Genomic DNA, 12,098 nt, shown 5'->3' with positions numbered 1-12,098 from the left:
TTTATAATTGTTGAGTAAATTCTTAACCTTTAATTATGAACTGGTGGCAAAAACTTAAAGATAATCCTTTAGCCCGCTTTGGAGCAGTATTACTGATAATTTTTTATGTAGCCGTCATTGCTGCGGATTTCGTTGCCCCTTATAATCCTTACACATCCCAGGCTGATGGCTCTCTCCTTCCCCCCACACAAATTCATTGGACAACCCAAGATGGTCGCTTTATTGGCCCTCACGTCTATCCCACAACTCAAAGTCCTACAGATGTTGAAACAGGAAAACGCAGTTTAAACGTCGATTTTGAGCAACCCTCACCCATTCGTCTTTTGGTTAAGGGTGACAGTTACCAATTCTTGCAAGTTCGTCTCCCTTTACCTCCTTCTTTTGAAGAGGTAGAGTTGTTTTCTGGGATACCCCTCAACCGTCATCTTTTTGGCACTGTCGGTCCGGCCAAACTCAATTTACTGGGAACGGATGAACAAGGACGAGATCAATTCAGTCGTTTACTGTTTGGCGGCAGGATTAGCTTATTTATCGGTCTAGTGGGGATTATTATCTCTTTTCCCCTGGGAATGCTAGTAGGTGGTATTGCAGGTTATTTTGGTGGCTGGCTCGATGCGGTTTTGATGCGTCTGGTAGAAGTTTTAATGACAATCCCTGGCATTTATCTTTTAGTGGCTTTAGCTGCTGTACTTCCCCCTAGTTTGACCAGTGCGCAAAGATTTTTGTTGATTGTCTTAATTACTTCTTTTATTGGTTGGTCGGGACTGGCCAGAGTTATCCGTGGTCAGGTTTTATCCCTCAAAGAACAAGAGTTTGTTCAGGCCGCAAAAGCAATGGGGGCAACCCCTTGGCGCATTATTGTTCGTCATGTACTCCCCCAAACGGCCACCTATATCATCATCTCAGCTACCTTAGCTGTTCCTGGTTTTATTGTTTCTGAGTCTGTCCTCAGTCTCATTGGTTTAGGGATTCAACAACCTGACCCAAGTTGGGGTAATTTACTGTCTGTATCAACCAATGCCTCCATTTTAGTCCTTCAACCCTGGTTAATTTGGCCTCCTGCTCTTTTAATTATTCTTACGGTTCTCTCCTTTAATTTACTGGGAGATGGTTTGAGGGATGCCCTCGATCCTCGCAGCCTTGAGTAAGAGAGTGTGGGAGGGGTAGGAAGTGTGCGGAGTCCCTAACTCAGAACTCCAGCTAGTATATTTTGTATATTTTTGTTAACTTCCGACCTTGACAGCAAAGTTACCCTTGACTTTTTTCGGAAGGTTAAGGGAAACTTACAATAAACTGAGCCGACCACTAATCAAATGTTAATTTTTGCTAAGATTTGATTAATAATGCTAAAGTTGATCAAGATTTATGTCTTGACCAGAATGGGCGAAATTAATCCTCCTCCGGAGAAAGATAACGCCTAAACTTTGTGTAAACTTTTGTTCTAGTATCAACCATGAATATGGAAACCCTAGAATTTGTTATTTATCCTGATGGCCGTGTTAAAGAAATGGTCACGGGCATAATTGGTTCCTCTTGTCAAGAGGTAACAGCAGCGATCGAAGCCCAATTAGGGCGAGTCGTTTCTACTGAAAAGACTTCGCAATACTATGAGCAACCCATTACTGAATCCACAAAAGCGACTAATCAAACGTCTTTTAGCGATTGGTAATGGTTTATTTGCCTTGGTTTTCTTACCCTTTGTAACCTTTAACATTCCCAAGAATATGTCACACTTTAGCAACATTAAAACCCAAATTCGTAACCTAACCTCCCTCAAAGCAGCACTCAAAGACATGGGTATCGACTGGAAAGAAGGCCCCCATACCGTTAGAGGATATCAAGGTCAAACCCGTAAAGCCCAAATCGTAGTTGAACAAGAAAATAACTATGACATTGGTTTTAGCTGGAACGGTAGTGAATATGAATTAATTGCCGATTTACAATATTGGCAACAACCTTTATCAGTTGACGGATTTTTGAAAAAAGTAACTCAAGGATATGCCCTGCATACCATTCTTGATGAGTCTGCGAAACAAGGGTTTCAAGTTGCCCAACAACAAAAGAATGAAGACGGTTCTATTCGCCTTGTTGTTCAACGCTGGAGTGCATAGTCAGCACCCCTGGTTGAAAGCGGAGGGGTTTGAGGCCCCTAAGCTTTCTCCATAGTTAACCAGCTTAAGTTCTTGTTAACTTTAATTTCGAGCTAAGTCCCACACTATAAACGAGGGGAACGCATCGAAGCGCAGGTGAGTACCTGCTCGCGCGTTCACGCTGGTGAATATGATTAGCTGGGGTCGCTCGCCAAGGTTTTAGCGCGCGGATACAGCCCGACCAATATATTAACGTGCGACTGTACAAACTTGCTCAGACAACTTATATTACCACTAGATTGATTGTGTGCTAACACCAGGATATGTTGACTCTAAACTACTCATACCGAATTTATCCTGACAGCAAACAAGAGAGAATGTTAGGCGAATGGCTGGAAATTTGTCGCTGTTCTTATAACTATGCTTTGCGTCAGTTAAAAGATTGGATTGCTTCTCGTAAGTGTCGAGTAGATAGGTGCAGTTTAGAGTCAGAATATATTATGTCTGCTGATTATCCTTTTCCTAGTTATCATCAGCAACAAAACCAATTACCAAAAGCTAAAAAGAAATATCCTGATTTAGCTTTAGTTCCAAGCCAAGTCTTGCAAACTAATGTCAGAAGACTTCATGATGCCTGGGACTTTTTTCGTGATAGAGGATTTGGCTTTCCTCGGTTCAAGAAATACGGACAGATGAAGTCTTTATTATTTCCTCAATTCAGAAGTAATCCTTTGACTGGGTGGCAAATAAAACTACCAAAACTAGGAAAAGTCCAGATAAATCTTCACCGTCCAATCCCTAATGGTTTTGTCATTAAACAGGTAAGAGTAGTCAAGAAAGCAATAGGATGGTTTGCGGTAATTAGCATTCAATCAGACATTGACTTACCTGAAGTTGAGGCTCCTTTTGGCCATGCTTTAGGGTTAGATGTCGGGCTATATAGTTACCTAGCTACCAGTGATAACTATATAGAAAAAGGTCGTAAATTCTTCAAAAGCGAATACCGCAAGCTGAAATTGCTGCAACGTCGCTTAAGTAGAAAGCAAAGACAGTCTAAGAACTACGAAAAGGCTCGGCAGAAGGTAGAAAGGCACCATAATCATATAGCTTTCAAGCGTAAAGATTATCAGTTCAAATTAGCTCATAAAATCTGTGATATGGGAGACTCTATCTTTATGGAGGATATTGACTTTCGTACAATGGCTAAAGGCTTTTTGGGCAAGCATACCCTTGATGCAGGTTTTGGGCAATTCAGGGATATTTTAAAATATGTCTGTAAGATAAGAGGTAAGTATTTTGGCTTGGTTGACCATCGTGGTACTAGCCAAACTTGCCCTAATTGTCGTGCAGAAGTTAGAAAAACCCTTTCTGATAGAGTTCATGATTGTCCTGAATGTCATTACCGATGTGATAGAGATGTGGCCAGCGCACAAGAAATCTGTAATCGAGGTATCGAAACTACTACTCTGGGACTCAGAGGAAAGGAAACCGTCTGTCAAGTCGAGGTGTCGGGGGTGATGAGCCTAGATAACTGGCGTAGGGGTAACTTACCTCTGTGGGCAGAAATATCCCATCGTGAGTTGGGAAGCCCAAGCTATACTGCCTAGCAGTCAGCGTGGGAGGATGTCACGACGTACGTTATGGACAAGAGTTGAGGATTTTTATGACTGATTTTTCCCTAACCCCTGATCGCTCCGGGTTAGAACCAGAACTAGGAGGTATTTTTCGGGATGCTCCCGATCGCTCTGGGTTAGAACCGGAGTTAGGGGGGCAACTACGACAAAAAGGGGTTTATGTCGATGAGTTAACCTGTATTGGCTGTAAACACTGCGCTCATGTTTCCCCTAATACCTTTTATATCGAGGAAAACAATGGGCGGGCCCGGGTTTACAATCAAGATGGAGACGAAGAGGATACCATCCAAGAGGCGATCGATACTTGTCCTGTTGATTGTATCCACTGGGTTGATTATACAGAGTTAAAAGAACTCGAAGATGTTCGTCAAACTCAACAGATTAAACCTCTTGGTTTCCCTCAAGCACATCGCACTGCTAAGAGAAAGAGGAAAAGGCCAAGAAGAAACTGAGAGCATGAATAATGGCTGGATTTATCGAGAACAGATTAAACCGAAAAATGCTGGTTTAACGGTGATAGAATATTACACTAAATATTATCATCATTCTAGTTCTCAACAATGGTTAGAGAGAATTTTGTCGGGTCAAATTCTTCTTGATAATCAAGCTGTTGCTCCGACTACTGTTTTAGAAAGGGGACAATGGTTAAGTTATCATCGTCCTCCTTGGCAAGAACCAGAAGTACCTTTATCTTTTGAGATTATCTATGAAGATGATCATCTATTAATTGTTAATAAACCCTCTGGCCTTCCTGTGTTACCAGGGGGAGGATTTTTAGAAAATACTTTATTATGGCAGTTGAAAAAACAGTATCCTCAAAATGAACCGATTCCTATTCATCGTTTGGGCAGAGGAACATCAGGATTAATGTTAATGGGAAAAACTGCGATCGCTCGTTCCAATTTAACTAAACAAATTCGAGAACATAAAATCAGCAAAGTCTATCATGCTTTAATTGGAAAAAGTGATCTTCCTGATGAGTTTGTTATTGATCATCCCATTGGCAAAATACCTGATCCGGTTTTGGGTTATATTTATGGGGCAAAGGTTGATGGAAAATATGCTTATAGTGAGTGTTGTGTTTTAGAAAGATATGCAGATAAAACACTTTTGGAAGTTACTATATTAACCGGTCGTCCTCATCAAATTAGAATTCATCTAGCTACTATTGGTTATCCTTTATTGGGTGATCCTTTATATGTTGTTGGGGGAATTCCTAAAACGGGGTTTAATAAGGAAAAGGACACAATTAATGTTCCTGGAGATTGTGGTTATTTTCTCCATGCTTATCAACTTTCTTTTGTTCATCCAGTTACTAATCAATGTTTGACTTTGACTTGTGAAAGACAGTTTGTGGAAGAATAAACTCATGAGTAGTTGTATCGCATTGACATACTCCCCCGTTAAGCTCCTACGTTATTTAACTTTATTCAAGAGGGGTTTTGTATCTTCTATTAATTGTTTACCCCATAAATTGTCTTGAAGATGATTAATATCTTTTAAGCGTTCATCTATTTTAATAGCTTCTTTGGCTAAAGATAAGGCTTTTTCTGGTTGTCCTTGATGGTATAATCCCACAGCTAAAGCTAATTTAGTGTCAGCTAAATCGTCTTGAATAGTAAGAGCTTTTTGCCATAATTCAATAGCTTTTTGTTTGTCTCCCTGTTCATATTTTATGGAAGCAATACAGGAGATTGCAGGGGCAAATTGATCATTCTTACTCAATGCTAATTCACAATCAGATAAGGCTTTAGTTGGGTTATTTTGCGCCCAATACATAGCTCCTCTTAACCAATAACCAACAGGAAAAGCCGGAGCAAGTTCAATGATTTTATTAGCATCTTTAATGGCTGCTGAATAATTCTTTAAACCACTATTAAGAGCAGCACTAGATAAATAAACTTCTGGGTTATTGGGAGCAATTGCAAGGGCTTGATTACAATCTTTCATAGCCTGATTATAATCTTTTAAATCGGTATAAACCATACAACGATAGGTATAACCTTGATGATTTTCAGGTTGTAATTTAATGAAAGTAGAAAAGTCTTGAATTGCCTCTGGATAATTCTTTGATTGTTGATGTAAACGTCCTCGTCCCATATAAGCAGTAAAGTATTGAGGATTAGCTATGTTTTCATTTAATTTAATTACTGTAGAGAAATCCTCAATGGCTGCTGAATAATTTTTAACTTGAGTATAAGTTACACCTCTTTGTGCATAAGCTTGCATTGATTGGGGTGAATTAGGCTGTAACTTAATGAAGCTAGAAAAGTCTTCAATTGCTCCTTGATAATTTTTTGTTTGTTGATATAATTCTCCTCGTCCCATATAAGCAGCAAAGTATTGAGGATTAGCTGCTTTTTCATTTAATTTAATTACTGTAGAGAAATCCTCAATGGCTGCTGAATAATTTTTAACTTGAGTATAAATAACACCTCTCTTTGCATAAGCTTTTATTGATTCCGGTGTGTTCGGTTGTAATTTAATGAAGGTAGAAAAGTCTTCAATTGCCCCTTGGTAATTTTTTGTTTGTTGATATAGTTCTCCTCGGAACGTATAATAATCAAAGTATTGAGGATCAGCGGCCTTTTGATTTAATTCAATTATCTTAGAATAATCCTCAATGGCGGCTTGAATATTTTTAATTTTTAAATATTCCAATCCTCTGAAAACGTATGAACCTGGAGAATTTGGTTCAAGTTCAATCACTTTAGAAAAGTCTTTAATTGCTAATTTATGTTCTTTGATCTCTGAGTAAAGACTACCTCTGAATATATAGAAAGATTTAGGATTATTAGTAGTAAGAGTAATAGCTTTACTATAATCAGCAATGGCGGCTTGATTGTTTTTGAGTTTTCTATAAACCTTTGCACGATTAGAATAAACAAAAGCTACTTGATTAGGATATTTGGGGTCAGTTTTGAGGGTTTCTGAATAAGCTTCTATGGCTTTCTTGTAATCAGCCTGTGCTTTTTCTGCTTGGTTGGTTTGGGCATAATAATCACCTCTGCCGACATAATGATCTCCATTATTAGGATTTCTTCTTATTGCTTCGTTATAATCTTCTAATGCTCCCTGATAATCTTTTAATTGCAAACGAACATCTCCTCTCTGTCCGTAAGCTGAATCATATTTGTTATAAGAGGTTTTTAATTGGTAAGGAAAATTAGATGGTACATCTTCTGGGAGCGATCCCAGATAGACAGAATCAACAATAGGATCGGGAGCTTCTATTAAGGCAATGGCTCGATTATAATCTTCTAAAGCCCCTGGTAAATCAGACAATAGCTTGTGTCGCAATAATCCTCTAGACTCATAAGCTTGTCCATATTTAGGATTAATTTCAATAGCTCGATCATAATCTTCCATTGCTTTTTTATAATCCTGAAATTGATCTGTATATAAGCTCGCTCTCTTCGAGTAAGCTGAAGCATTATTCCGATCTAACTCAATGGCTCGATTATAATCTTCTAAAGCCCCTTGATTATCACCCAATGAAGATTTAAACCCCCCCCGTTGATGATAATAATCTGCATTATCTGGCTGAAGTTCGATGGCTTTGGTCATATCTTGTATAGCTAGATTATATTGACCATTAAAATTGTGACTTTGACCTCTTATTTGGTACGTTAGATGGTCACTGGGGTCTAATTCAAGGGCTTTAGTAAGGTTGACGATCTGTTGTTGATAATCATCCATCCTCTGATACACAAAAGCCAATCCAGAATATAAACTGGCTAAATGGAAACTGGCTAAATCACGATTCTGTGGATATACTTCAATCGCTTTATTATAGTCGGCGATCGCTAGTTCATATTTCCCCGTAAAGAAATACATACCAGCGCGCATTTGATATAAATGAGAGCTATTAGGGGCGAATGCGATCGCCTGATTATGGTCATCTAAAGCAGCTTGTTCTTTACCTAAAGCAAAATGAGCAATACCACGATAAGAGTAAGCTTCAATAAAACCTAAGTCAATGGCTTTGTTGCAATCATCTAAAGCTGCTTTTGGTTCTTTTATATCGAATAATAGAAGTAAACATTTTGAAAAATAGGTTATAGGTAAGGGAGAAATTTTCAGAGACTCGTCATAAGCTTCTTTTGCCTCTACATAACGCTCCAAGTCCTGTAAAATCAATGCCCGTTGTCTATAAAATGTAGCATCATCAGGATAAATTCCTTTAATTGCTTGATTGATAGCAACTAATGCTTCTTCATCTCTTCTTAAATTTCTGAGACTAATACTCTTCAAATACCAAGCTTGTCCTTTCAACATGAAATCCTCACTCAGAGAAATTGCTTGGTCAAAAGCAGCGAGCGCCTTCATATCTAAGGAGTCATTACCTGTATTTATTGCTTGGGTTCTATAAACTAAGCCCAAAGCATAATAAGCTTCAGCAAAATTATCATCATCATCAAGTTCAATGGCTTTATTCAAGGCTGCAATAGCTTCTTTATATTGTCTGATTCGCCATAACTCATTACCATAAGTTAACCAAGCATTTTCATTACTATTTTCTGGAGGTTTTTCTATAATAAAGGCTGGATGTTGTTTGGCTATTTTGAGTTGCTGTTCTTTTAAGGGTACAGGCATTTCATCGACATAGTTTAAATTGATTTGTTTTTGATTAGCAAAACCGATTAAAGTTGAGGCAGGAACTCCAAAGGCATAACCTAATTTACCTATTTCTGTTAAGCTTCTCTGTTCTCCGTCTTGTCCTGTATTAATGCCAATTACTTGACCATTAATATCTAAAACTGGTCCGCCACTCATTCCTTTCCTGCTGAGGTTAGTGTACCGTAATTCATAACCAGAAGTATCGACATATTTTTTGATATCTTCACTATTACTTCTGAAGGATGAAGCTAACCCTTGATCTAGGTGTAATTGATAACCGGCGGTAAATTTTCTCACCCCATTTAATTCACCAGGAAACCCAGAAACAAAGACTAAGTGTTTCTGTAATCTGCTTGTGTTGTATTTGCCAATAGTTGCCACTTTATACTCTTTTTCACTCTCAAATTTAATGATGGCTGCATCCAGTTTTTCAGGCAAAATTATATTATTTTTAGTCAAGGGATACTTCTCACCATCAGGAGTTACTAACGTATAATTATCTTTGACTTCTCCTGACATACAATCATAATCAGAAACCACATGACAAGCAGTGAATACATAATAAGTATCCCCATCTTTTCCTATGATCGCACCTGATCCTATTACCTGATCTTCATTATCAATTCTGACAGTAATTTGTCGAGCAATATTATCCACATTTTCTGCTACATTTAACCCTGTTTTCCACTCATCAGGAATTAAGGCTAAATTCGGAGCAACTTCCATTAAAGTTTCTACAGGAACAGCAAAACTTAAATTTCGATAGGTAGGAATATTTTGCTCAAAAGGTTTAGAACCATCTAAATAATTATAAGCATCGTTTAAAATAGGTCTTTTCAGTAGTCCATTTACACCAATTAATTCCCCTTTTTCGTTTAATAATGCACCTCCACTCATACCTGATTTAACATCAATATCATAACCAATTTGATAACCCCCTAAAAAGGGTTTGGGTGCTTGTAAATTGATGTTTCCTTGAGTGAAATAAAATTCATCAGTTTCTTCAGTAAAACCCACCGAATAAACCCGTTGATTTTCTTGAATATCAGAGTTAGTAGCTAAAGTGGCAACTTGATAACTATCAGAAGAATTAAAGGTTAATACAGCTAAGTCATTACCTTCCAAAGAATTACCTTGTTTAATGACTTTTGCTTCATGACTTTTACCATCAATGGTAACAATTTGATTAGGAATTTTGCTATTAATAACATGAGCATTAGTTAAGACAGTGTAAGTATTCCCTTCTTTAGCGATAATTACCCCAGAACCTGCACTATTATCCGATTTAATTTTAACGGTAATTGCTTCAGCTTTTTGTTTAATTTTTTCAGAATTTATATCTTGACTAATTAGCACATTTCTGATCCCGTTCTCAGATAATTCTGGTAACACAGCATAGGCAAATGGTGCTGTCAAAAGAGTTATTAAAGAAGTGAGAATTAAAAAGTTGATGTTTTTCATTATTTTGAAGCTTAGTAATGTTAATTGAATAAAAGAGAGAAGAAAATGAACAGATATTATTTAAGGTGAGCAGTTCATCGGCCTAGGTTTTTTGTTTGTAGGGGTTAAAGTTGAGGGTAGTCGAAGCGTTAACCCCTACTTTTTGGAATTGGTATATTGGTATTAAAGAGATTCCTCGTTCCTCGGAATGACAATTTAGGAATATCAAGAAGGTTCCAACTAATTTTGGTACTGCTAAATTATTCAACAGGTGTTAGTCTGAGAAAACGGTCAAAATTAATTTTGTAGTATTGTTGTGATTTGCCTTCAGAACTATGGTGAATGATTCCTCCACCGCGACCTTTTAAGCCATTAGAAACCTTTTTAGCCATCTCAATGGGGTCATCTTCAGGACGTAATGTCATCAATGTGGTAACACATTTTCCCCCTTTTTCATAGGCTGTACACACAACTGGTTGATTATTTTCCACACCATGAGTAATGTATTTTTGTAAACTGCCATTTTTGTATGCTTCTTGGAACTTTTTAGAGACAGTTTCGCACCGAGTTTGAGGTGTCCATTGTTCACTATTCCCCCAAGCTTTTACCCAACGAATGACCCCCCGTTTGCCTTCAGGAGTCCAGAAATAAGTGGTAGGTTGGTCTTGATTGGTTCGTTTATCGTATCCTTCTTTACAAACAAACTCACCTTGGTCACTATTTTGTGTTAATAGCATTCTGTTGATGCTGCTATTGTTGACAATATTTTCCCTAGCAGATAGGGGTAAAACTATGGTCACCAAATTAGCGGTTAAAACAGTCGCAACAGAAGTAATTACAGTTTTGTACTGCATTTTTTTGTCTCCTCACAATCAATAATCTCATGTTGTTATCCAACAATATATATCAATTCACCTGGGTTGCACAGATGGTGAAAAAAACTTCACCAATCATTACCCCTGTGGTGAAGTCGTCTATACTCTAAACTAATCAAACACATAAGAACTTAGTGAGGAATGTAACTCATGCTATACAAAGCGTCAGCAATTTTCGTGTTAGGTTTATCAATCACAGTGACTTTTACTAATGCGATTCAGTCAAACCCAGTCCCATCAAATATCTCAGTTATCGACCAAGAAGTGAGTGGAGACAACAATAATTTATTACTCGCTCAAAACAGTAATAGAAGAGTAGAGTTTATTTGTCGTCAAGGATATGATAAACAAAGCGAACAAGAGCAGTACACTACCTATGCTTGGACTTCTAAAGGGAAACAAGCGGTGGTTCGCTGGGTGAAAGATTGGCATAATAATTCTGAATGGACACCACAAAAACGGTGTGAAGCAGTTTCTTCAAGGTTTCAAGAAGCTTATGATAATGGGAGTATCAAATACATCGCCAATGGTTGGGAAAATAATCAACCTGTTATTTGTACTGCGCGAGAAAGAGGAGGCGACTGTGTGACCACTTTAATAACACTTCGTCCCGAGGATGACCCTATTGAAATGACAACAAAAGTTGTAGAAAAATTGAATGGCCGAGGCGGAATGATTAGACATAGTGCTACAGGACAATCCCAACAATACTATGAAATTGATTTTGATAGATTTCTTAGACTTGCTCCTGTAGAAGATAAGACCCCTCTTGAATAACTTTGACGGGTAGAAGGGAAGAAGGGGTGTAAATTCATCCAATCTTCCCAGAAAAAAAATAAAGGCTTTCTCCTATTACCTAATAACAACAAAGAAGAAAATGAAACTACCCTTAATAAGGTTATCCACGGTTGTTTGTTTACTAATAAATAGCAGTTTTTTTTATCTAACTCCTCAAGCAAAAGCCCAGGAAAGATTACGCTTTACTTGTGCTTCTGGAAGGGAAAATAATCAAACCTATCCTACTACCTATGCCTTTAAATCTCATCAACTTAATGATAGAGTTCCCATAATTTATTGGAAATATGATTGGGTTGGTAATGATACTATTACCCCTTTAGAAAGATGTCGTTCGGTTTCTCGTCGCTTTCAAGAGGCAGCTAATAACGAGAGTCTTAATTTCATCACCAATAGTAAAGTTAATGGACAACCTGTAATTTGTACTGCCAGAAAAATACGAGGAAAGTGTATAACTGTTCTTTTAACTTTACGAAATTCTGATGATCCTATTCAAGTATTAACGCACCTCAAAGATAGATTACGGGGACGAGGTGGCAAAGTTATTCGACATAGCACCAACGATAACGATTATCAGATTTATTACGAAATTGAGATCGAAAAATTTCTACAATCTTGAATGAAGTCAGAAGTCAGAAGTCAAC

Annotated in this window: 10 protein-coding genes; 8 read left to right on the top strand and 2 right to left on the bottom strand. The window is 37.8% G+C overall.

Annotation, left to right across the window (positions count from 1 at the left end; genetic code table 11):
* Positions 1-35: 35 nt before the first annotated feature.
* The 6 genes from QNJ66_RS01690 (at position 36) to QNJ66_RS01665 (ending at position 5,089) form a co-directional block, all read left to right on the top strand.
* A complete protein-coding gene (locus QNJ66_RS01690; RefSeq protein ID WP_300502428.1) occupies positions 36-1,148 on the top strand; it encodes an ABC transporter permease in 1,113 nt (370 codons plus the stop codon).
* A 305-nt stretch (positions 1,149-1,453) separates the two neighbouring features.
* Positions 1,454-1,669, top strand: a complete 216-nt coding sequence (locus QNJ66_RS01685) for a DUF2997 domain-containing protein (RefSeq protein ID WP_300502426.1) — start codon at positions 1,454-1,456, stop codon at positions 1,667-1,669.
* Positions 1,670-1,724: 55 nt separating this feature from the next.
* Positions 1,725-2,111 (top strand): DUF1257 domain-containing protein, encoded by a 387-nt coding sequence (locus tag QNJ66_RS01680; RefSeq protein WP_300502545.1) that lies wholly within the window; start codon positions 1,725-1,727, stop codon positions 2,109-2,111.
* 302 nt (positions 2,112-2,413) lie between these two features.
* Positions 2,414-3,697, top strand: a complete 1,284-nt coding sequence (locus tag QNJ66_RS01675) for a transposase (RefSeq protein ID WP_300502424.1) — start codon at positions 2,414-2,416, stop codon at positions 3,695-3,697.
* 56 nt (positions 3,698-3,753) lie between these two features.
* A complete protein-coding gene (locus tag QNJ66_RS01670) occupies positions 3,754-4,176 on the top strand; it encodes a ferredoxin (protein WP_300502422.1) in 423 nt (140 codons plus the stop codon).
* Positions 4,177-4,180: 4 nt separating this feature from the next.
* Positions 4,181-5,089, top strand: coding sequence for an RluA family pseudouridine synthase (locus tag QNJ66_RS01665; protein ID WP_300502420.1), 909 nt, complete (start codon positions 4,181-4,183; stop codon positions 5,087-5,089).
* A 51-nt stretch (positions 5,090-5,140) separates the two neighbouring features.
* On the opposite strand, the gene QNJ66_RS01660 is transcribed toward QNJ66_RS01665, so the two are convergent.
* Positions 5,141-9,805, bottom strand: coding sequence for a serine protease (locus QNJ66_RS01660; protein ID WP_300502418.1), 4,665 nt, complete (start codon positions 9,803-9,805; stop codon positions 5,141-5,143).
* Between the two features lie 239 nt (positions 9,806-10,044).
* On the bottom strand, positions 10,045-10,638 hold the full coding sequence (locus QNJ66_RS01655) for a COP23 domain-containing protein (RefSeq protein ID WP_300502416.1): 594 nt from the start codon (positions 10,636-10,638) through the stop codon (positions 10,045-10,047).
* Between the two features lie 171 nt (positions 10,639-10,809).
* Between QNJ66_RS01655 and QNJ66_RS01650 the strand changes: the two genes are divergently transcribed.
* Together QNJ66_RS01650 and QNJ66_RS01645 are read left to right on the top strand one after the other, a co-directional pair.
* Positions 10,810-11,436: a COP23 domain-containing protein gene (locus QNJ66_RS01650; RefSeq protein ID WP_300502414.1), complete on the top strand. Its 627-nt coding sequence runs from the start codon at positions 10,810-10,812 to the stop codon at positions 11,434-11,436.
* A 100-nt stretch (positions 11,437-11,536) separates the two neighbouring features.
* Positions 11,537-12,073, top strand: a complete 537-nt coding sequence (locus QNJ66_RS01645; RefSeq protein WP_300502412.1) for a COP23 domain-containing protein — start codon at positions 11,537-11,539, stop codon at positions 12,071-12,073.
* The last annotated feature ends 25 nt before the right edge of the window (positions 12,074-12,098 follow it).

Source organism: Crocosphaera sp. (assembly GCF_030064895.1).
Lineage (GTDB): Bacteria > Cyanobacteriota > Cyanobacteriia > Cyanobacteriales > Microcystaceae > Crocosphaera.
This window is presented reverse-complemented; position numbering and strand designations above follow the sequence as displayed.